General features: G+C 72.3%; 20 protein-coding genes. 2 read left to right on the top strand and 18 right to left on the bottom strand.

Annotated elements, in window-relative coordinates; genetic code table 11:
* Window positions 1-6 precede the first annotated feature (6 nt).
* The 15 genes from OG349_RS29365 to infC form a co-directional block, all read right to left on the bottom strand.
* Window positions 7-1023, bottom strand: coding sequence for an iron-containing redox enzyme family protein (locus OG349_RS29365; RefSeq protein WP_327237451.1), 1017 nt, complete (start codon window positions 1021-1023; stop codon window positions 7-9).
* Window positions 1024-1316: 293 nt separating this feature from the next.
* A complete protein-coding gene (locus tag OG349_RS29360) occupies window positions 1317-2330 on the bottom strand; it encodes a DMT family transporter (protein ID WP_327237450.1) in 1014 nt (337 codons plus the stop codon).
* Window positions 2331-2576: 246 nt separating this feature from the next.
* Window positions 2577-3380: a helicase HerA domain-containing protein gene (locus tag OG349_RS29355; protein ID WP_327237449.1), complete on the bottom strand. Its 804-nt coding sequence runs from the start codon at window positions 3378-3380 to the stop codon at window positions 2577-2579.
* A 90-nt stretch (window positions 3381-3470) separates the two neighbouring features.
* On the bottom strand, window positions 3471-3830 hold the full coding sequence (locus tag OG349_RS29350; protein WP_327237448.1) for a hypothetical protein: 360 nt from the start codon (window positions 3828-3830) through the stop codon (window positions 3471-3473).
* Window positions 3831-3972: 142 nt separating this feature from the next.
* Entirely contained in the window at window positions 3973-4131 is a 159-nt protein-coding gene (locus OG349_RS29345; protein WP_327237447.1) for a hypothetical protein, read from the bottom strand.
* A 200-nt stretch (window positions 4132-4331) separates the two neighbouring features.
* Window positions 4332-4862 carry an NUDIX hydrolase gene (locus OG349_RS29340; protein ID WP_161311411.1) on the bottom strand — a complete coding sequence of 177 codons (531 nt, stop codon included), beginning with the start codon at window positions 4860-4862 and terminating at the stop codon, window positions 4332-4334.
* Between the two features lie 99 nt (window positions 4863-4961).
* Entirely contained in the window at window positions 4962-6299 is a 1338-nt protein-coding gene (locus OG349_RS29335) for a transcriptional regulator (protein WP_327237446.1), read from the bottom strand.
* A gap of 336 nt (window positions 6300-6635) precedes the next feature.
* A complete protein-coding gene (locus OG349_RS29330; RefSeq protein WP_327237445.1) occupies window positions 6636-7754 on the bottom strand; it encodes a PP2C family protein-serine/threonine phosphatase in 1119 nt (372 codons plus the stop codon).
* A gap of 199 nt (window positions 7755-7953) precedes the next feature.
* Window positions 7954-10482 (bottom strand): phenylalanine--tRNA ligase subunit beta, encoded by a 2529-nt coding sequence (pheT, locus tag OG349_RS29325; RefSeq protein ID WP_327237444.1) that lies wholly within the window; start codon window positions 10480-10482, stop codon window positions 7954-7956.
* On the bottom strand, window positions 10482-11609 hold the full coding sequence (pheS, locus tag OG349_RS29320; protein ID WP_327237443.1) for a phenylalanine--tRNA ligase subunit alpha: 1128 nt from the start codon (window positions 11607-11609) through the stop codon (window positions 10482-10484). Before pheS ends, pheT begins: the two co-directional genes overlap by 1 nt.
* Before the next feature lie 171 nt (window positions 11610-11780).
* Complete coding sequence (locus OG349_RS29315; protein WP_327237442.1) at window positions 11781-12983, bottom strand: sensor histidine kinase; 1203 nt, start codon at window positions 12981-12983, stop codon at window positions 11781-11783.
* Window positions 12984-13067: 84 nt separating this feature from the next.
* Window positions 13068-13919 (bottom strand): TrmH family RNA methyltransferase, encoded by an 852-nt coding sequence (locus OG349_RS29310; protein WP_327237441.1) that lies wholly within the window; start codon window positions 13917-13919, stop codon window positions 13068-13070.
* A gap of 160 nt (window positions 13920-14079) precedes the next feature.
* The gene (rplT, locus tag OG349_RS29305) at window positions 14080-14466 is read right to left on the bottom strand and encodes a 50S ribosomal protein L20 (RefSeq protein ID WP_161307754.1); all 387 of its coding nucleotides are present in this window, start codon (window positions 14464-14466) and stop codon (window positions 14080-14082) included.
* A gap of 103 nt (window positions 14467-14569) precedes the next feature.
* The gene (gene rpmI / locus OG349_RS29300) at window positions 14570-14764 is read right to left on the bottom strand and encodes a 50S ribosomal protein L35 (RefSeq protein WP_161307755.1); all 195 of its coding nucleotides are present in this window, start codon (window positions 14762-14764) and stop codon (window positions 14570-14572) included.
* 128 nt (window positions 14765-14892) lie between these two features.
* Window positions 14893-15597 (bottom strand): translation initiation factor IF-3, encoded by a 705-nt coding sequence (gene infC / locus OG349_RS29295; RefSeq protein WP_161307756.1) that lies wholly within the window; start codon window positions 15595-15597, stop codon window positions 14893-14895.
* A gap of 366 nt (window positions 15598-15963) precedes the next feature.
* On the opposite strand from infC, the gene OG349_RS29290 reads away from it, so the two are divergent.
* Entirely contained in the window at window positions 15964-16347 is a 384-nt protein-coding gene (locus OG349_RS29290) for a DUF1844 domain-containing protein (protein ID WP_327237440.1), read from the top strand.
* A 42-nt stretch (window positions 16348-16389) separates the two neighbouring features.
* Here OG349_RS29290 and OG349_RS29285 read toward each other — a convergent pair whose 3' ends face one another.
* On the bottom strand, window positions 16390-17139 hold the full coding sequence (locus OG349_RS29285; RefSeq protein ID WP_327237439.1) for an SseB family protein: 750 nt from the start codon (window positions 17137-17139) through the stop codon (window positions 16390-16392).
* A gap of 62 nt (window positions 17140-17201) precedes the next feature.
* On the opposite strand from OG349_RS29285, the gene OG349_RS29280 reads away from it, so the two are divergent.
* A complete protein-coding gene (locus OG349_RS29280) occupies window positions 17202-17852 on the top strand; it encodes a serine hydrolase (protein WP_327237438.1) in 651 nt (216 codons plus the stop codon).
* Between the two features lie 203 nt (window positions 17853-18055).
* Here the strand turns inward: OG349_RS29280 and mycP are convergent, their stop codons facing one another.
* Together mycP and OG349_RS29270 are read right to left on the bottom strand one after the other, a co-directional pair.
* Complete coding sequence (mycP, locus tag OG349_RS29275; RefSeq protein ID WP_327237437.1) at window positions 18056-19291, bottom strand: type VII secretion-associated serine protease mycosin; 1236 nt, start codon at window positions 19289-19291, stop codon at window positions 18056-18058.
* Window positions 19288-20352: a hypothetical protein gene (locus OG349_RS29270; protein WP_442806333.1), complete on the bottom strand. Its 1065-nt coding sequence runs from the start codon at window positions 20350-20352 to the stop codon at window positions 19288-19290. The genes mycP and OG349_RS29270 overlap by 4 nt, the downstream gene beginning before the upstream one ends.
* Window positions 20353-20841: the final 489 nt, after the last annotated feature.

Below are 20841 nucleotides of genomic sequence, written 5' to 3'. Positions count from 1 at the left end.
TTCCTGTCAGATCGGTCGGTAGGTGGAGAGATCGGGCATGCGTTCGTCGAGGTAGCGCGCGGAGGAGTTGAGCCGCCACAGTGTTCCTCGGGCGATCGCGCGCCGCATGCGCTCGGAGGTTGCGGCGGGGACGACCACGTTGTGGAACCAGCCGGCTGCATGCCGGGCGTCGACGGCTATGTGCAGCTTGTGGTAAGCGATACCGGCGTCGGGCAGCCCGAGCCGTTCCCAGGCGTGCACGACGTTGACGAAGCGCTCGGGTGCCAGCCATTCGGTCATCCCGAGGAATCCGACGGCTTCCGGATACAGGTTCCGGTACCGGCACAGGAGCACCGCGAGGTTTCCCGACAGCAGGGCGTTGGCCGTGAGTGACCGTTCCATTTCCTGGGCGGGAATATCGAAGACCTGGAAGATCTGATTGAAGAGATGGGTGTGCACCTGCGAAGGATGGCCATTTCCCATCTCGTCCCAGAAGTTTTCGGCGATCTCCATCTTCGCGTCGCCGCTGGTGCCGACCTGCATCGTGGCGAGAAGATCATCGAATCGCCCGTCGACGACCGACTCCTGGATCACGTAGTCCCGTAGATCTTCCGCAACGGCATGATGGCGGATAAATTCCCGGTAGTACGGGTGCTTGTACACGCGGTGTGCACGTGCGCACTTCTTCAACCAGGACAGGTAAGCGGAGGGCTCGGTGGGCGCCGCATCGAGTACGCCCGGTTCCAGCGCTGCGTCCTCGGCGGCCGCGGTGGCCCGTTCCAGCAGGCGAAGCACCTCATGGACGAATGTCGAGCCTTCGGCGGTGGGTCTATCGGGGAGCTGGGTGGAGAGCGCGTAGATGCGGGAGAGCAGCAGTTGCTGGCCGTAGAACGCAGCCGGATCACCAGCTGCCGACCGTGTGTTGAGGTCGCTCACGGTCGCCAGTAACGCCGCCCGTTCAGCAATGGTCACTGATGCGTCGAGATCTTCTGCAGGACGGTTCAGCAGCGCGGAGACCTCTTCCACTATGGGATAGGCATCCACATATGACTTCTGATCTAGTAAGTGAGCCTCAGTACTCACGCCCGCCCCCTGCTACATATCGGATCCCCATGCCACTGGGATGGCCACCTGCCGCATGCTAGTACTTTCGTCACTTCAGGAGCCATATGGCATCGGGCGGTTGGCCTAAAGGCAGGACTTGACGCACCTTGTACAGGAGCGGTCACAGCGAAATCGCGTGGCGCAATACCCATCGACGAACCCGACGAAAAGAAAATGGGCGGTGGGCCACAGGGGACCCACTGCCCACACGCGTTACCGCGCAGCCCGCGTGATCATTTCTCGGTTGGCACGGACGGATGCGTGGCGTGCCTTTCGCGGACCCGGTCAGGGCCAGGAGTCCTTGGCGAGCGTGGCTGCCCGGACGCCTCGCGGGCCGCGAGGAAGAGCACGGCGAAGAGCAGCAGGGCCGTGCCTGTGAGGGCCATCGCGTTCAGCCGCTCGCCGAAGAGCAGGACGCCGATGGCCGCCGCAGTGAGCGGATCGACCAGGGCGATCACGGAGGCCGTGGTCGCCCGGACCACCCGGAGGCCGATGAAGAGCAGGACGTACGCCAGCGCCGTCGGCACCGCCCCGAGATAGAGGATCAGGCCGAGGGTCCACGCCGGCCGGTCCATATCGGGCACTAAGCCCTCCCACATGGCCATCGGCAGGAGGCAGAGCGTGCCCACGGTGACGCCGGGCAGCGTGGACTCGAAGGGGCCACCGGGGGTGTCCCGGCCGGCGAAGCGGCCCAGCAGGGTGATACCCCCGTAGCCGGCGGCGGAGAGCAGCGCGTATCCGATGCCCAGAAGGGGATTGGGGCCGGTGCTCCCGTCGGCTCCCCCCATCAGCAGCGCCAGGCCGGCAACGCCGCTCACCACCGCGGCGGCTCCGGCGGCGCCGGTGCGCTCGCCCAGGGTCAACCGAGCGCCGACGGACACCAGTACCGGGCCCAGACCCAGGGTCGCCACTGTGCCCACGGCCAGTCCGGCCTGCTGCACGGAGGCGAAGTAGGCAGCCTGGGCCACCGCCATTCCGAAGCCCGTAATCAGGGCCCGCCGGGGGTTCGCCGTGAACATCGCCCGCAGCGAGGACCCCGTCTCGGGCCGCCTGACCCGCCAGACGGCGTGGGCCGCCAGGAGCAGCCCGAGTCCGGTCAGAAACCGCCAGAAGGAAACCGCGACAGGACCGATCCCGCCGACGTCATACATTTCGACGGCCACGGCACCGCCGGTGCCCCAGGCCGTAGCCGCGATCGCGACGTAGAGGGCGCCCCGCCACACGGGCACGATGGAAGAGGACTGCAAAGGGGATCTCCTCGGTCGATTGCCGCACGAAGTCTTCGTGGGCAACCCCCTCAGCCACCCGGCATCCCGGGACGGCTACGGGACTGTATGCCTCAGGGCGGCGGGTGGCGGAGACCTCAGCAGGTACCTGCGGGTACCCTACCCGGCGGAGGTGGCGGTGTCCCGAGATGCGCTGTATCCGGCCCGGATACGGTTGACTTGGCCACGGACAACGGCCGCTGGCCCGCGGAACTCGGGCGCCTGGCGTCAGCGCTCGCCGGATAGGGACACACCGGCGGCTCGCCGAAACCGGGTTTCGGCGAGTCGCCGGGAGGGGGGGGCGGTGGAGCGTTGCACGGTGTGGCAGCGGCCCGGGTGGGTGCCGGCCTTCGGGACGGTGTCGACCTGCGGGCCTGCCTGGCTCCAGGTGCGGGTGGTGACCCGTCCAGGGAGCACGGTGGAGAACTGCTCACGTCCCAGCGCGGCGCTGTAGCCCTGGGCGCTGGCGAGGACGTGGACGCGGGCCTCGCGCCCCGCGAAGAGGAGTTCCTCGTACATGTCGACGGCCGGGGACGTCTTCGCCTTGCCCGCCTGACGGACCTTGTCCCAGTGGCGGGACAGCTGCCGCAGGGTGTGGACGGCGGACTCGAACACCGCTGTAAGGCGGTGTAGGCCGTCGGTGTCACCGTGCTCGTCGGCGTGGTCGATGCGGTGCTTCAGTTCGGAGCGGAGGCCGAGGAGGGCGTCGTGGATGTCGGTGATGTCGCGGCGGTAGGTCGCCGTCGGCAGGGCGCGCGCCCACGACTGGGAGATGCGCTTGGCGTCGAGAACCAGGACGTGCCCGCCGTGGTGCAGGAGTTGGGCGGTCAGGGTGCGCAAGGTGGTGGAGCTGCCGCCGCCCGCGGCGGAGCAGACCAGGACGTGCGGCGATTCGTTGTCCAGGTCGGCACAGACTGGCTGCCCGTCGGTGCCGCGGCCGATGAGGCGGGCAGCGCCTCCGGCTGCTCGCGGACGTCCGGGTCGGTGAAGCGCAGCCGCTGCGGGAGGGTGCTCTTCTTCGTGGTCTTCCACATGGCGGGGTGTTCCTTTTCTGTGCGGTGCTCGGTGAGCCGGATGTTCTCCGGGGCGAGGGGTTATGTCGGCTGGATCGGCCAGGGCCGTTCAGTCGAGGTTCGTGATGCCGGTGGCTGTGCGGGGGCGGGTGCGTGCCCCAGCGCTTGAGATCGCCAGCGCGGTAGAGGAATTCGGCGCCTCGCTTGTCGACCGGTTCGGAAAGGTGCGGTCGTTGGCGCGGGCGTAGCGCAGTGCTGCGACGGCTATGTCCGGCAGGTGGTGCTGGTGGGCTTCGCGCAATCCCACCGCGTGGTCGTCGTCGACCGGGAGCGGAGCCGGGTTCGCCGACAGCGTCGCCGCGGGGTTGCCCCGAACCGGCCCGGCGGCCGGGGGCTTGGTGTTCCAGGCGTCGGCCGGGGAGTTGGCAGGCTTTTGCTCCAGCCACGTCCAGCAGCCTGTCGCTTCCACGGCACCGCGGTGGTGTCGTGGCCGATGTTCCGGCGGTGTACGCCGTCCGGCACGCTTCGCACCGTGCGCCACCGGCGGCTTTGGCGTCACCGGAGGCAGCCGTGTTCAACGCCCCCGTCACCGCGCCCGGATCGATCAGCCCCTATGTGGTGAGCGGACTGGAAAGGATCATCCGCGTCAGCATGTGACGGTTGGCCCGCATTCCCGCGATCAGCAGGGGCGTGAAGTTGCCCTTCCAGCGGCGGCCGGTCAGCCAGGTCGGCAGGTCCGGCCGGGCAGCGGCCAGCAGCGGCTTGTACATGCCGGTCTTACGCCGCTCGTGCGCCGGAATCGACGGGCATGCCCGTACGACGGCGTTGTCCAGGAACGGATGAACCGGTCGTACCCGCAGCCCGGCGTACAGCGGCGTCTCGTCCCGGGCTTCTACCCGTACGCCGCTGTCTGACCCGAACCGCCGCGCGCCGTACGCACACGCCGTACACCCCCCGTAGCGAATCCCCGTCAGCCCAGCCGTATGTGACGGAGCATCAGCAGCCCGGCCGCCATGTTGGCGGCCGGGATCTCCCCCCGGGCGATCATGTCCGGTACGAGCTTGAGCGGCACCCACTCGCGGCACGACGACTCGAAGTCGTCCTCGGGCGGTCCGGTGTACGTGGCCTCCTCCGCCCAGTACAGATGATGGCGCGCGTCGGTGAGGCCGTTCGACGGCTCGACCGTCAGCAGATGGCGCAGCGGTCCCGGCCGCCACCCCGTCTCCTCCTCCATCTCCCGCGCCGCCGCGCGTTCGATGTCCTCGCCGTCCTCGACCACCCCCGCGGCGAGTTCCCAGCCCCAGCTGTCGGTGATGAAGCGGTGGCGCCTGAGGAGCAGCACCTCGTTGGCCTCGTTGACGACCGTGGCCGCCGCGACCGGGCGGAGCCGGATGAGGAAGTGGTCCAGGTGGCGGCCGTCCGGAAGTTCGACGTCCGCGAGGTTGACCTGGAACCAGCGATTCTCATACACAGTCTGTTCGCTCAGTTTCGTCCACTGCACGTTTCTGCCACCTTCCGACGCGTTGATGGCAACATCGCAGCAGACCTCACTGCTGAATCTCAGCAACACGTCGTCCGCGCAGGGGGCTTACAAGGGGGCTTACAGAGGCACACGGAGCGCTTCGTCGATCAGCGCCGCCGCCTCCCCGGCCTCGCTGGAACCGCTGGACACCAACTCCCCGCGCACCGCGCGCAGCCGGTCCCTGAGCCGCTGGGACTCCATGCCCTTCGCACGTTCGGCCATCTCGGCGGCGGTTCTGGCCGCCCGGTCGGGCTCGCCCTGCCGCAGCTCGATGTGGCTGAGCATGGCGAGGCGGTGAATCCTGCCCCGGTCGTGCGCCGGGGTGCCCACGGCGGCCGTCGCGTGCGCCCGCGCCGCCGCCAGATCGCCGAGGCTGAGCAGCGCCTCGGCCACCTGGACGTTCACCAGGCCCGGCTGGACGTAACCCGTCTCGTCCGGTTCGTACCCCGGCCGGATGCGTTCCGCCGCGCTCTCCGCGCGCCGGATGCGGTCCAACGCGTTGCCGCCGTCGCCGAGATGGGCGTACGACTTGGCCTGCATCGCGTAGAGGTCGGCGGTGAGCGCGGGGGTGATGCGCGGCCCGGCGGCCCGCAGGGCGGCCTCCGCGAAGGCGACGGCCTGGCGGTACTCCCCCATGTGCAGCGACTGGTTGACGAGCAGCGCGATCACATAGGCGCCGAGTCCCCGGTCGCCGCTGGCCTTCGCGAGCCGCAGCGCCTGGTGGAAGTAGCGCTGGGCGAGGCCGTGGGCGTCGGAGTCGTACGCGCAGATGCCCGCCACCGCGACCAGTCCGCCCGTGGCGCGGTGCAGCTGCCGGCCCAGCGTGTCGCCGTAGGAGCCGCGCAGCAGCGGCGCGGTCTCGGCGTTGAGGAAGCCGACGACCCGGGCGCGGGTAGCGACCCCGCCGGATCTTCGGTACATCAACTCGTAATGCGCCCGGGCCGACTTGAGCAACTCGACGTCGGCCGGGCCGACCCTGGTCCGGCCCGCGCGCGAGACGTCGGTGTCCTCCGGAGGGTTCTCCCACTCCCAGACGGGCATGACGGCGGGCGTCCCGGTGACGGCGGGGGCCGCCGCCAGATGGGGCCGCTGCTGTTCGTCGGAGCGCCAGAGCGCGGCGGCCCGTTCGACGAACCCGGAGAGCGGGGTGCCGGCGGGCCGGTACGCGCCGGGCACCCCGAGGCCGATGTCGTCGAGGGTCAGCGGGCGGCACAGCCGGTCGCTCAGGACCGAACAGATCAGGTCGGGCACCTGGCCGCGTGGCCGCTGCCCCTTCAACCACCGGGCCACGGCGGTGTGTTCGTACCGCAGCGCGAGACCCCGGGCCGCGCCGGCGCGGTTGATCCGGGCGGCGAGACCGGCGTGGGAGATGCCCGCCTCGTCCAACAGCGAGTCGAGCAGAGTGTTGGGCTGCATGTGCCCCTCCGATGACTGGCAGGCCCACACTAGGGCCTGTGCGGTGGGACAGGGGATGGTGTGTACGGGGGAAATCACACGGGGTGTGAACGGAACGCGCGCATCCGGGGCGCGCGCACGCTGCCGCCGGAGCGCGCGGCACGGTTGACTCGGTGGTCTCGCAAGAGGCGGCCGGGCCGCCGGCTCCCCCTCGTACAGTGCGGCGGCCCGTCACCGCGTCGTCCGTCCCGCCGACCTGCCCGACACTCCACGGCGGGGCGGACGGCGCGCCGGCCGCGGCTCGCACGGAGCCGGCAGGGCAAGCAGGGCCGGCAGGGCCACGTCCATCCAGGTCGCTCACCGACGGGAGGGTTCTGTACGGGCGCGGCGCAGCGCCGGTTCGCCGGTCTGCTGCGCCGGGACCCGCGTACGGTCGCCGCGGTCGCCCCGGTCGTTGCGCAGGACGAGCAGCGCGACGTCGTCGGTGATCCGCCCGCCGGTGTGCCGCAGCAGCGCCGTGTGCACCTGCCGCGCCACGTGCGCCGGCGAGACGGGCACCCCGGGCGGGCAGCCCGCCAGGGACCGTACGAGCGCGTCCTTGAGGCCGAAGAACCGTCCCGCCGCGTCGCGGGCGTCCTCCGCCCCGTCCGTATGGAGGAACAGCGCTTCTCCGGGCAGCAGCCGCCCGCACACCAGTGGCGCGAGGTCGTCCGGCAGCGGAAAGGCGCCCAGCGGGGGCAGCGGCTCGACGGTGGACAGCGGTACGGCGCCCTGCCCGAGCCGGTAGGGCCACGGATGCCCGCAGTTGAGGGCCCGTACGTCCGAGTCCGCGCCGATCTCCAGCAGCAGGACCGTGACGAACTCCTCCGCCGCCGGATTCTCCGGCTCCCGGCCGTCCGTCGCCGGGTGCTCCTGGCGCACCAGGTCCCGCAACCGGCGCTGGTAGGCGCGGTCGAGCCGGCGCAGCACCCCGTCGAGACCCGCCTCGTCGTGCGCGGCCTCCCGGAAGCTGCCGAGGACGGCGGCCACCGCGCCGATGGCGGACAGGCCGTGCCCGCGTACGTCCCCGATGACGATCCGCACGCCGTACGGGGTGGCCACCGCCTCGTACAGGTCGCCGCCGACGTCGGCGCCGTGCGAGACGGAGAGCCTGCGGGCGGCCAGGGTCAGCCCGTCGATGGCCGGGGGCAGCGGCCTGAGCAGGACGTCCTGGGTGGCGCGCGCGACCGCCCTCGCCTCGCGCAACTCCCGGACGGGGCCGCGCCGTACGCCGGTGAGCAGATAGCCCACCGCCATTAGGAACGCCGCGCAGGTCACCGTGCGGCGGACCAGGCCGTCGCCCTCCTCCTCCAGCGGACAGGTCAGCTCCCAGAGGACGACCAGCACCAGCCAGAGGCCCAGCACCACACATTCGACAACACGCCGCGGGACGGGCGCGATCGCCCGCGCGTCCCCCGCTGCCCTGGTACGGATCATGCCGTCGGGCCTCCTCGGCCGGTCCGGACGTCCCTCGACCGTCGTGGCCGCATCGATTGTGTCGATCACTCCGGCCCGTCCGCGACCTCGTCCCGACTTCTCACCCGAATGAGTGAGGGGCGTCTCCGGACGACCGAGGGGCGCTTCCGGAGATCCGGAAGCGCCCCTCATCGTTCAATTCTCACCGTTCAGTACAGCGTCACGCGCCGCGCAGCACCGCTCCGGTCCGCTCGGCCGCCAGCGCCACCGCCGCGTCGCGCGCGGCCGTGGCCTCCTCGACGGTCAGTGTGCGGTCCGGCGCCCGGAAGCGCAGGGCGTACGCGAGGGACTTGCGGCCCTCGCCGATCTGCTCGCCGGTGAAGACGTCGAACAGCCGCAGGGACTCCAGCAGTTCGCCCGCGCCCTGGTGAAGGGCCTCCTCCACCGCCGTGGCCGGCACGTCGTGCGCGACGACCAGCGCCACGTCCTGGGTGGCGACCGGGAACGTGGAGATCCGCGGCGCCTGGACGGGGCCTTCGCCCGCCCGCTCCAGGAGGTCCAGTTCGACCTCCATGGCGCAGGTACGGTCCGGTACCCCGAGCGCCTTGACGACCCTCGGGTGCAGCTCTCCCGCGTGGCCGACGAGCGTCTCCTCGCCGTCCACGGTGGCGAAGAGGGCCGCGCACCGGCCCGGGTGCCACGGCTCGTGCTGCCCGGCGCGGACGGTCAGCCCGACGCCGGCCTCCCGTGCGACGGTACGGGCCGCCTCGACGGCGTCCGCCCAGTCGGCCGGGCGCCCCGCGCCCCACCAGCCGGCCTGCTCACGGGCACCGGCCAGGACCACGGCGGCGCGGCGCGGCTGGCGCGGCAGCGCGGCGTCGAGCCCGGCGAGGTCCTCGTCGGAGGGCCGCCGGTCGACGGGCAGCCGTACCGGCACGGTCTCGTGGCCGGTCGGCCGGAAGACCAGACCGGTCTCGAACAGCGCCAGGTCGTGCGAGCCGCGTCCGTCGTTGCGGCGCAGGGCCGCGAGGAGGCCCGGCAGCAGCGTCGTGCGCAGCGCGGGCTCCTCGTCGGAGAGCGGGTTGACCAGCGTGACCGTACGGCGGCGGGCGTCGTCGGCCGGCAGCCCGAGGGCGTCCAGGACGGCGTCGCCGATGAACGGGTAGTTGAGCGCCTCGACGTACCCGGCGCCGGCCAGCACCCGGCCGACCCTGCGGTGCAGCCGCTGCCGCTCGGTGAGACCCCGGCCCGAGGGCGGGGTCGGCAGCGTGGAGGGGAGGTTCTCGTACCCCTCCAGGCGGATGACCTCCTCGGCGAGGTCGTTGGGCGCGCCGAGGTCGGGGCGCCAGGACGGGACGGTGACGACCAGTTCGTCCTGGCCGTGGACGGTGCAGCCGACTTCCTGGAGCCGCCGTACGACGGTCTCGCGCCCGTAGACCATGCCCGCCACCCGGTCGGGGTGGCCCGCGGGCATGACGATCGTGTGCGGCGCGTACGGCGCGACGATCTCGGTGACCCCGGCGCCCGCGGAGCCGCCGGCGAGCAGGACCAGCAGGTCGACGGTCCGCTGCGCGGCGGCGGCCGCGGCCTGCGGGTCGACGCCGCGCTCGAAGCGCTTGGACGCCTCGGAGGCCAGCTTGTGGCGGCGCGCGGTGCGGGCGATGGAGATGGGGTCGAAGTGCGCGGCCTCGATGACGACCTCGGTGGTGCCGTGCACCTCCCCGGTCTCGGGGTCGACGGCGACATCGGCGATCTCGGTGTCGGCGCCGCCCATGACCCCGGCGAGGCCGATGGCCCCCCGGTCGTCGGTGATGACCAGGTCCTCGGGGTCGAGGGTCCGCTCGGCGCCGTCGAGCGTGGTGATCTTCTCGCCGGGCAGGGCGCGGCGGACCCCGAGGGGCCCGTCGATCCGGGAGCGGTCGTACGCGTGCAGGGGCTGGCCGACCTCCAGCATCACGTAGTTGGTGATGTCGACGGCCAGCGAGATCGGCCGCATGCCGGCCTTCTGGAGCCGGCGCGTCAGCCAGATGGGGCTGCGGGCCTCGGGGTCGAGGCCGGTGACCGTACGGGCCGTGAAGCGGTCGGAGCCCCTCGGGTCGGCGATCTTCACCGGGTGGCCGAAGGCGTTCGGCGCGGGCACGTCGAGCAGCGCCGGGTCGCGCAGGGCCAGGCCGTACGCGGTCGCGGTCTCGCGGGCGACCCCGCGCAGCGAGAGGCAGTAGCCGCGGTCCGGGGTGACGGCGATGTCGAGGACCTCGTCGACCAGCTCCAGGAGCGCGATCGCGTCGGTGCCGACCTCGTGCTCCGGGGGGAGCACGATGATGCCGCCGGAGCCGTCATCGCCCATGCCCAGCTCGTCGCCGGAGCAGATCATGCCGTGCGAGGTCTTGCCGTACGTCTTGCGCGCGGCGATCGCGAAGTCGCCGGGCAGCACCGCGCCCGGCAGGACCACGACGACCTTGTCGCCGACGGAGAAGTTCCGGGCGCCGCAGACGATCTCCTGCGGGTCGCCGGTTCCGTTGGCCGTGCCGACGTCGACGGTGCAGAAGCGGATGGGCTTCTTGAAGCCCTCCAGCTCCTCGATGGTGAGGACCTTGCCCACGACCAGGGGGCCCTTGAGGCCGGCGCCGAGCTGTTCGACGGCCTCCACCTCCAGGCCGGCCGACACGAGCCGGGCCTGCACGTCGCGGCCGGTCTCCGTCGCCGGCAGGTCGACGTACTCCCGCAGCCAGGAAAGCGGGACGCGCATCAGATCTCCATCCCGAACGGCCGGGTGAACCGGACGTCCGACTCGACCATGTCTCGCATGTCTTCGACGTGGTGGCGGAACATCAGCATCCGTTCGATGCCGAACCCGAAGGCGAATCCGCTGTACTTCTCGGGGTCGACGCCACAGGCGACGAGCACCTTCGGGTTGACCATGCCGCAGCCGCCGAGCTCGATCCAGCCCTCGCTGCCGCAGGTGCGGCAGGGCCGGTCGGGGTTGCCGACGGACGCGCCGCGGCAGACGTAGCAGAGCATGTCCATCTCGGCGGACGGCTCGGTGAAGGGGAAGTAGTTCGGCCGCAGCCGGGTCTTCATGTCCGAGCCGAAGAGCGCCTGGACCATGTGGTCGAGGGTGCCCTTGAGGTCGGCCATGGTGAGGCCCTCGTCCACGGCGAGCAGCTCGATCTGGTGGAAGACCGGGGTGTGCGTGGCGTCCAGCTCGTCCGTGCGGTAGACCCGCCCCGGGCAGACCACGTACACGGGCGGCTCGCGGTCGAGCAGGGTGCGGGCCTGGACGGGTGAGGTGTGCGTACGGAGCAGCACACCGGACTCGTCGCCCGTCACGTCGCCGGGCCCCTGCACGAAGAAGGTGTCCTGCGTCTGGCGGGCCGGGTGGTCGGGCAGGAAGTTCAGGGCGTCGAAGTTGAACCACTCCGCCTCGACCTCGGGGCCCTCGGCGATCTCGTAGCCCATGGCCACGAAGACGTCCGCGACCCGCTCCATGAGCGTGGTCAGCGGGTGCCGGGCGCCGGGCGGTACCCGGTCGTACGGCAGCGTGACGTCGACCGCCTCCTCGACCAGGACCCGGCTGTCGCGCTCGGCCTCCAGCTCGGTCTGGCGGGCGGCGAGGGCCTTGCTCACGGCGCCGCGGGCCTGGCCGACGCGCTTGCCCGCCTCGGCCTTGGCCTGGGGCGGCAGCGCGCCGATCTCGCGGTTGGCGAGGGCGAGCGGCGAGGTCCCGGAGGTGTGCGCGGTCTTCGCGTGAGCGAGCGCGTCGAGATCCGTCGCGGCGGCGAAGGCGGCGAGCGCCTCGTCCCGCATGCGCTCGATCTGTTCCGGTTTCAGCGCCTCGACCTCGACTGGGTCGTACGACTTGTTGGGTGCCGACATCTCTTCCCGTACTTCCGTTTGGCTGGCGAAACGACCCTGCTCGATCGCTGAAGGCGCCGAAGGTGCCAGTGGTCGAGTCTAAAGGGCGTGTGGAGGTCGCGGATCCCTCAGGCCCGCCCGTCCGCTCCCCCGGGGCCCGTCTGTCCGCTCAGGTGGGGCCCGTCCGTCCGCTCAGGTCAGGTAGGCCGGAGCGGCGACGGGCAGGACGAATCGGAACTGGGCGCCGCCGCCGGGGCCGCGGCCGACCGTGATCGTCCCGCCGTGCGCCTCGACGATGCCCTTGACGATGTAGAGGCCGAGGCCCGTACCGCCGCGTTTGCTGCCCCGCCAGAAGCGGGTGAAGACGCGGCCCATCGACTCCTCGGGGATACCGGGGCCCTCGTCGCAGACGGTGACGGCGGTGCCCTTCACGGTGCCCCTCCCGTCCTCGATGTGCCCGATCTCCGCGGCTGCCACCTCGATGGTGACGGTTCCCTCGCCGTGGCGCACCGCGTTTTCCAGCAGGTTGCCGAGGATCTGGTCGATCTTGTCGGGGTCGGCCCACAGATCGGGCAGGGGCCGCTGTATCCGTACGAGGAAACGGTCCGGGGACTGGCCCGCGGCGGTGTGCGACTGGACGTGACGGCCGACGGCCGCGCCGATGTCGACCGGCTGGCGGCGGACCTCCAGGCGTCCCGAGTCGATCCGCGAGATGTCGAGGAGTTCGGCGATGAGCCGGGTGACCCGGTTGGCGTCGGCGTCGACCGTCTCCAGCATCAGCCGCTTCTGGTCGTCGGTGAAGCGTTCCCATTTGGCGAGCAGCGTCGCCGTGAAGCCTTTGACGGACGTGAGGGGCGAGCGCAGTTCATGGGCGACGGTGGCGATCAGCTCCGCGTGGCTGCGTTCGGTACGGCGGCGGGCCTCGGTGCCCCGGATGCAGATGACGAGCTTCTGGACCGGGCCGAGCGGGCGGACGCGTACGTACCGCGCGGAGACGAGGACCTCCCGCCCGCCCGGGAGCAGTAAATTCCGCTCGGGCTGCCCGACCCGGGTGGCCAGTCCGCCGTACGGATCGGTCAGCGTCCACCAGCGGCGGCCCTCCAGGTCCTCCAGCGGCAGCGCGCGCTCCAGCGGCTGCCCGAGGGCTTCGGCGAGCGGTACGGCGGTGATCCGCGCGGCGGCGGCGTTGAAGCAGGTCACGCGGCCGTGCTCGTCGGCGACGACAAGCCCGTCGGGGAGGTCGTCGGGGTCGATGTGCCGCGCGAGGTCGTCGGGGTCGACCGGCTGCGCGCCGGTGTCGGCAGCGGTGTCCGGCCCGTCGTCACCGGCTCCGGGGTCCGGGCCGCTCAGGACAGGTCCCCGGACCGTGACAGGTCTGCTGGTCCCGGCCGTCATCCCCGTAATCCCGCCTCTTCCACATAGCTCAGTGGGTCTGCGAAGGCGCAACAGTACTAGCCATACGTGACGGAGCGGACCCCCTCAGCGCCTGTTCCCGGCGCTGTTCCCGGACCGTTGCGCCCGCGCCGACGCGTAGAGACATACGGCCGCCGCGGTCGCGAGGTTCAGGCTCTCGGCCTTTCCGTGGATCGGGACCCGTACGACGGCGTCCGCGAGGGCGCGCGTGCCGGCCGGCAGGCCCCAGGCCTCGTTGCCGAAGACCCAGGCGGTGGGCCCGCCCATGGTGCCCGCGTCCAGCTCGTCGTCCAGGTCGTCGTCGCCCGCGCCGTCGGCCGCCAGGATCCGTACCCCGGCGTCCTTGAGCCCCCGTACGGCCTCCTCGACGGGCACGCCGACCGCCACCGGCAGATGGAACAGCGAGCCGACGGACGCGCGGACGGACTTGGGGTTGTAGAGGTCGACGGAGGCGTCGGTGAGGACCACGGCGTCGGCGCCCGCGGCGTCCGCGCAGCGCAGCACCGTACCGGCGTTCCCGGGGTCGCGGACGTGCGCGAGCACGGCGACGAGGCGGGGCCGGGCGCGCAGGACGTCCTCGAACGGCGAGTCGAGGAAGCGGCAGACGCCGAGCAGCCCCTGGGGGGTGACGGTCTGCGACACCTCGGCGAGCACGGTGTCGGGCGCGAGGTGCACCCGGGCGCCGGTCTCCCTGGCTCCGTCGACGATGTCCGCGTACCGCTCGGCTGCCTCCACGGTGGCGAACAGCTCCAGGAGCGTCGGCTCCCCGTCGGGCCCCCGGTGGGCGACCGCTTCCCGTACGGCCTGCGGCCCCTCGGCGATGAACCGGCGCTCCTTGATCCGGAAGGCACGCCGGGCGAGCCGCTTCGCGGCCAGGACGCGCGGGGATCGCGGGGAGATCAGCTCGGGGGTGCCCATGGGCGGCGGCTCACTCACTTGTGGGGGCCCGGGACGTGTCGTACCGGACCGGCTGGGACCCGGCGGATCGGTCGCGTACCGGACCGGGCGGGGAGAAACACCGGACCCGCAGGCGCGCTGCCTGCGGGTCCGGTGGGAAGTACATGCGGCCTGAGGGAGATCAGGCGGCGGCCTTCGGGGCGTTGACGTCGCTCGGGAGGGCCTTCTGGGCAACCTCGACGAGCGTGGCGAACGCGTTGGCGTCGTTGACCGCGAGCTCGGCGAGGATCTTGCGGTCCACCTCGACGTTGGCGGCCTTCAGACCCTGGATGAAGCGGTTGTACGTGATGCCGTTGGCGCGGGCCGCGGCGTTGATCCGCTGGATCCACAGCTGGCGGAAGTCACCCTTGCGCTTCTTGCGGTCGTTGTAGTTGTAGACGAGGGAGTGGGTGACCTGCTCCTTGGCCTTGCGGTACAGGCGCGAGCGCTGGCCGCGGTAACCGCTGGCCGCCTCGAGGATTGCCCGGCGCTTCTTGTGGGCGTTGACTGCCCGCTTGACGCGTGCCACGTGTTAACTCCTTGTAGCGGGGCCGTGGTTCGGTGTCACACGGCCCGGAAACGAATGGGTCCCGGTCCTGAGGTCGCACCCCCGGTCACCGGGGGTCGCGACGTCACTTGCCGAGAAGCTTCTTGATCTTCTTGGCGTCGCCCGGGGCCAGCTCGACGATGCCGGTGAGGCGCCGCGTCACCCGCGAGGACTTGTGCTCGAGCAGGTGGCGCTTGCCGGCGCGCTCGCGCATGACCTTGCCGGATCCGGTGATCTTGAAGCGCTTGCTGGCACCGCTGTGCGTCTTGTTCTTCGGCATGGCGCCGTTCTCTCCTCGTCAGTGGCGCCCCCTGCCGGCTGGATTCTCAGCCGGCGCGCGGGAGCGTCAGATCTCTGGTGTGTGGTTCCTGAACGGAGCCGTGGGCCGCCTGGATGGCAGCCCGTGGATCACGCCTCGGAAGATGCCTGGGCCGGGGCTTCGGCTTCGGCGGCAGCTGCTTCGGCGCGAGCGTCGGCGGCGTCCGGGGACTCGTCGACGTGCTCGTCGGGTGCGTAACCCGCGCGCTCCGCCTTGCGGGCGGCCTGGGCCTCGCGCGCCTCGGCCATGGCCTCGGTCTTCTTCTTGTGCGGGCCGAGAACCATGATCATGTTCCGGCCGTCCTGCTTCGGGTTCGACTCGATGAAGCCGAGCTCCTCCACGTCCGACGCGAGCCGCTGGAGCAGTCGGAAGCCCAGTTCGGGGCGGGACTGCTCACGACCACGGAACATGATCGTGATCTTGACCTTGTCGCCCTGCTTCAGGAACCTGACGACGTGACCCTTTTTGGTGTCATAGTCATGCGGGTCGATCTTCGGGCGGAGCTTCATCTCCTTGATGACCGTGTGCGCCTGGTTCTTGCGCGCCTCACGGGCCTTCATGGCCGACTCGTACTTGAACTTCCCGTAGTCCATGAGCTTGCACACGGGCGGACGTGCGGTCGCCGCGACCTCAACCAGGTCGAGGTCGTACTCCTGTGCCAACTCCAGGGCCTTGGCAAGCGGCACAATGCCCACCTGCTCGCCGCTGGGGCCGACAAGTCGGACCTCGGGAACGCGAATCCGGTCGTTAATGCGGGGCTCGGCGCTGATGGATCCTCCTCGGTAGCACCACACGACTGTCTGGCAGACAGCCGCGTAAGGTCTTGTTGACTCTTACCTGAGACCAACCGTGGCGGAACGCGAAAAATGCCCCGGACGGGACACAGGCGGGAGCTCCTCGCACTACCGGAGCACCGCCGCGTCTACCGCGGGGCGCGCATCGGGCGGCTCCATCGTCCGTACGGAACGATGGGCACCACCTGACCGGTGACCCGCCGCCCGAGAGGGGCAGCCAGGTGGGAGATCGGAGCCTCCACTTGTGGGCCGGGCATGTGAATGTCCGGCCGGTCGTCACATCAGGTTAGCACCTTCCTGTGGAGGGGAGCCAACCGTGGGGGTGGGGCGGTCGGGGCCTGCCGTGGCGGGCCTATCGTGTGGGGCATGAGCGACGCGCCCTCCCCCCAGCAGTCCCCGACCTCCTCGCAGGAGTCCCCCGACTTCGACGCCATGACCCGCGACATCGCGGAAGTCCCCGCCGTCGAGGTGATCGTCACGGTCGCGGTGAACCTGATGAGCGCGGCGGCCGTGAAGCTCGGCCTCACCGAGGACGGCGACGACCACAAGGACCTGGACGAGGCGCGCAAGCTGGTCCACGCGCTGGCCGGTCTGCTGGACGCGAGCACGACGGAGATCAGCTCGTTCCACGCGGCGCCGCTGCGGGACGGGCTCAAGTCGCTCCAGCTGGCATTCCGCGAGGCGTCGGTGGTACGGGACGAGCCGGGGCAGGGTCCCGGGGAGAAGTACACGGGCCCGGTCTACGGCTGAGGGCCGCGCGGCGCCCGGACGACCGCACGGCCGTCCGGCGACTCACCGCGCACGAGGCTCTTCGCGTACGAACAGGGGCTCGCCCGGCGGCGTGGCCTCGGCCGGCAGAAGTGCCAGGTCGAGTCCGCGTACCAGGCGGGCCCTCAGTACGTCGTCGGCGGCGAGTGCCCCGGCGACGCGGCGGGCGATGCCGGCGGGGGACACGGCTTCCGGCTCCAGGACGAGGGCCAGCGTGCCGTCCGCCGTACCCGGCCCGAGGTGGGCCCGGAGCACGGCGGGCTCGGCGGCGACCACACCTCGTACCGCCGCCGTGACGGCGGGGTCGTCGAGAGGGTCGGTGCTGGTACGGCCCTCGGCGGCGGCGAGGAGCGCGGCCCCGGTGAGCTGGTACGGCACGGGCCCCGCGAGATCGAGCACCACGGTGTCGGCCCGCTCGTGGGCGGCCGCTTGGAGCGCCTGGTGGAGGGGTACGGCGACGGGGCGGGCCGCCGGGTCCCAGCGGGCCAGCGCCGCGACGGAGGTGAAGGCCGGCAGCGCGCGGCGGTCGCCCGCCCGGAGCGTCGGCACGGCCATGTCGCTGGTCTTCTCGCGGCGCAGCCCGTTCTCGTCCTCCTCGGTCTCGCCGAGGACGGCGACGATCGGGACGAGCAGCCGGGCGGTCCTGAGCGCCGCCAGCACACCCCCTTCGGCGGACCGGTCCGCCGACCAGGCGGCGAGGGCGGAGGCCAGCGCGGGGTCGGCGGTGCCGTCGTCGTCGGAGAAGCCGGGGTCGGGGATGTTCTTGAGCGCCACGGGTCGAGCGTAGTGCCCGGGCGGAGCCGCTCGGAACGTACGTCGGAACGTACGGTCGTCGGATGAATCTCTCGGTGGCGGTGTACGACATGGCGAACGGCCGCGAGGCGACGACCGACGCGGACCGCGCGTATGTCAGTGCCAGCGTCGTGAAGGTGGGCGTGCTGGCGGCGCTGCTGCTGCGGGCGCAGGACGCGGACCGTTGGCTGACGCCGGAGGAGGAGGGGTTGGCCGCCGCGATGATCGAACGCAGCGACAACGACGCGGCGACGGCGCTGCGCGCGGCGGCCGGAGGCGTGGCGGCCCTGGACGAGGCGCACGCGCGTCTGGGCCTGACGCGGACGGAGGGGGCGGCGGCGTGGGGTCTGACGCGCACGACCGCGCGCGACCAGCTGACGCTGCTGAGGGCGGTGTTCGACGACGGAACCGCGTCACCCCTGGACGCGCGGTCCCGGCGGTATGTGGCGGACCTGATGGAGCGGGTGGTCCCGGGCCAGGACTGGGGGGTGTCGGCGGCGGCCGGGGGCAGCGGTGACCGGGCCCTGAAGAACGGCTGGCTGCCGAGAACAGACTCCGGCCTGTGGGTCGTCCACTCGGTGGGCCGGGCGGGCGGCTGCCTGATGGCGGTCCTGTCGGACGGCCATCCCACGCTGGAGGCGGGGATCGCGCTGGTGGAGGAGGCGGCGGTGCGGAGGGTGGGGAGGGTGGCCTGAGCGTCGTCGCTGCGGCGGACGCGTCGCCGCCCGGCGCGGTCGCCCGGCGGGGTCGTCCGGCCCACTGGCCCCCGGACAGCGGGGCGGGTCGGGGCGGCGACGCGGCGCTCAAACGCGGAGGGCCCGCTCGGCGCGCTACGGCAGGTGGCGTGGCCGTGCGCTCGGCGCGGTGGACCGGGGTCGTACGAGGCCGCCCAGCGGGGTCAACGGGGTCCGCCGGGGCGTCTCGTACCGGCGCCTCGCCACAGCACCACCGCGCCCGCCAGCAGCAGCGCGCCCACTCCCCCGGCCACCGGGGCGAGGCCCACGCCCTCGCCCGGGTCCTCACGGGGGACGTCCGGGCCGGCGCCGAAGTACTGCTTCTGGTAGCCGTCGGCCGCGCCGCCCCTCGTTTCCGTACCGGACAGCTTCGCGCCGGCCTCGACGGCGGCGGCGGGATCGACGAAGCCGTATCCCTTCGCGTCGTCGCGGCCGTTCGCGGGGGCGTCGCGGGCGGTGTCGGCGAGGAGCTTCTTGATCTGCGCGGGGGTGAGGTCGGGGTGTGCGGAGCGTACGAGCGCGACGGCGCCGGAGACGAACGCGGCGGCGGCGCTGGTGCCCCAGCCTTCGTAGTACTTGCGGTCGGGGTCCGCGATGACGATGTCGACGCCGGGGGCGCTGACGGTGGCGTACCAGCGGCGGGTGGAGAAGGCCGCGTGGGTGCCGAAGCGGTCGACGGCGGCGACGGCGATGACGCCGGGGTAGGCCGCCGGGTACGAGATGTGGTCACCCTTCTCGCCCCCGTTGCCGGCCGAGGCGACGACAACCGCCCCCTTGCTCAGGGCGTACTGGACGGCCGCGTCCTCCGCCGCTTCGGGGTGGGCGGACTTGCTGTCGTCGCCGAGGGAGAGGTTGATGACGTCCGCCCCGTTGTCGGCGGCCCAGCGGATGCCCTCGGCGAGGGCGCCGCCCTTGGACTTACGGGCCTTCTCGCGGGCCGGGTCGCTGCCTTCGAGGATGACCCGGACGGGCAGGATCCTGGCCTGCGGCGCGATGCCGAGGACGCCCTCGGAGCCGTCGGGGCCGTGGCCGTGACCGGCGATGATTCCCGCCATGGCGGTGCCGTGCCGGGCCCAGGAGGGGTCGCCCTCGGCCGCGCCGAAGCCGACGAGGTCACGGCCGGGCAGTACCTGTCCGGACAGGTCGGGGTGACCGCCGTCGACCCCGGTGTCGAGCACGGCAACAGTGACGCCGTTCCCCTGGGAGGTGCGCCAGGCCTGATCGGTGTGCAGCGCTTCGAGGGCCCACTGCTGCTCCCGGAGCGAGTCGGCGTGGGCGGGGGTGGCGGGGAGAACGACGAAGGAGGCGGCGGCGAGGACGACGAGGAGCCGGCGGCGGAGGGGGGACGGTGTGGGGGTGGGGAGCGCCGGGGCGGTGTCCCGGTCCGCGGGGCGGGTCATCGGGGGGCCGCCGTCGCGGTGGTGGTGGCTGCCGTCCGCAGTCCCTCTTCGATGCGGGTCGCGATCCCCTTCGCCTCGAATCCGAGGCCGGCCTCCGCGGCGGCGGTCTTCGCGCCGGTGACCGTCGCCGCCCCGGCCGGCTGGGGGTCGGTGACCGTACGTCCGTCGGCGAAGCCGGAGACGGCGTAGCCGACGACCGGCACCCCGTCCACGACCTCCAGTGTCCAGGAGGCGCGCTGCCTCTCGCCGAAGCCGGCGGTGGGCGTGCCTTCTACGGAGAAGGTGTGCGGGATGTGATCGGTCCGTTCGGCGAGCCGCCCGGTGGTGAGGCGGGTTTTGAGGGCGGTCATGGCGGGGCGGTCGCCCTCGGTGAAGACCAGCCCGACGGTGGTGAGACTGCTGCCGGTGGAGTCGGCGTACGTGGCACGCAGCACGCGTGTGCAGCCCACCGGGCGCAGCGTCCTGACGAGAGGTGCGGGCAGCGCGTCGGCGCAGGCGCTGTCGGGTGCGACGGCGACGCGCGTCCAGGTACGGTCCGCGCGGCCGGGCCCGGCGCCGTCGCCCTTGAGGGTCCGGGGGAAGAGGGTGTCGACGGGAACGCTGTGCCACAGGGAGCGCGCGGTGGTGTAGGCGTCCGGTACAACGGGTTCGGCGGCGGAGTCCCCGGTCAGCCAACTGCCGGTGACGGCGCCGCCGATGAGCCCGAGGCCGAGGACCACACAGGCGACGGCGGCGGCCGCCCTGACGGGCGGACGGGACGGTACGGGCCGCAGACGGGTGGCCGTCCCGCTCAGCGATTCGGGCGGGGACGGGGGCGGCCAGGCGTGGTGGTGATGGCGCGTGGCGAAGCCGGGGTCCGGGGGTACGGGCCGCAGCCGGACGGTGGTCTCGACAGGCGCCGGGGGCGTTCCGAGAGCCGCCCCGGAAGGGCTGTGACGCTCACCGGGGAACGCGGTCCGCCCCTCGACGGCAGACGCGTCCTCGGCCCGGCCGGGGTGGGGCGCGGCGCCCGGCGCATGGGTGGGCCGAGGTGGAATGCGCCCCGGTGCGGGCGGCCGCACCGGCGCTACGGAGCCACTCGCGCGACGATCGGCCCCGGTCGCGGGGGTGGGGCCCGAACCGGTCGCGGCGGGGCCAGAACCGGTGGTAGCGGGGCCAGAACCGGTTGTGGTGGGGCCGAAACCGGTCGCGGTGGAGGCGGAACCAGCCGCGGCGGGGGCGGAACCGGTTGCGGTCGGGGCGGAATCGGCCCCGGGCGGACCACCGCCGAGACCGTCACTAAAACCCGGGTCCTCGGCCCGTCCCGCCCCATGGCCACCGCCGACCGGTGAAGAGCCGGCCCCCTGCCGCCGGTCACCAGGAAACGGAGGCGGCCCGCCCACCCGGGACCGCTCGGGCCGCGAAAGCCGGCTGTCCATCCCCCCGGAAGCCACACCGGACACGGCCCCGTACGCGCCCTGGGCACCGGGTACACCACCCAGTCCCGATCCCTGCCCCCCGGCCGGCCGGGGGTCGGCCGAGGACGGAGGCGGCCCGGACGGCCGTACGGG

This window comes from Streptomyces sp. NBC_01317, from assembly GCF_035961655.1.
Lineage (GTDB): Bacteria > Actinomycetota > Actinomycetes > Streptomycetales > Streptomycetaceae > Streptomyces.
This window is presented reverse-complemented; position numbering and strand designations above follow the sequence as displayed.

Coding starts and splice junctions, on each gene's coding strand:
- OG349_RS29315 (WP_327237442.1), bottom strand. CDS start 12,983: ATGACGGCCGGGACCAGCAGACCTGTCACGGTCCGGGGACCTGTCCTG.
- rpmI (WP_161307755.1), bottom strand. CDS start 14,764: ATGCCGAAGAACAAGACGCACAGCGGTGCCAGCAAGCGCTTCAAGATC.
- OG349_RS29290 (WP_327237440.1), top strand. CDS start 15,964: ATGAGCGACGCGCCCTCCCCCCAGCAGTCCCCGACCTCCTCGCAGGAG.
- pheS (WP_327237443.1), bottom strand. CDS start 11,609: ATGTCGGCACCCAACAAGTCGTACGACCCAGTCGAGGTCGAGGCGCTG.
- OG349_RS29280 (WP_327237438.1), top strand. CDS start 17,202: ATGAATCTCTCGGTGGCGGTGTACGACATGGCGAACGGCCGCGAGGCG.
- pheT (WP_327237444.1), bottom strand. CDS start 10,482: ATGCGCGTCCCGCTTTCCTGGCTGCGGGAGTACGTCGACCTGCCGGCG.
- OG349_RS29310 (WP_327237441.1), bottom strand. CDS start 13,919: ATGGGCACCCCCGAGCTGATCTCCCCGCGATCCCCGCGCGTCCTGGCC.
- OG349_RS29345 (WP_327237447.1), bottom strand. CDS start 4,131: ATGTACAAGCCGCTGCTGGCCGCTGCCCGGCCGGACCTGCCGACCTGG.
- mycP (WP_327237437.1), bottom strand. CDS start 19,291: ATGACCCGCCCCGCGGACCGGGACACCGCCCCGGCGCTCCCCACCCCC.
- OG349_RS29330 (WP_327237445.1), bottom strand. CDS start 7,754: ATGATCCGTACCAGGGCAGCGGGGGACGCGCGGGCGATCGCGCCCGTC.
- OG349_RS29335 (WP_327237446.1), bottom strand. CDS start 6,299: ATGCAGCCCAACACTCTGCTCGACTCGCTGTTGGACGAGGCGGGCATC.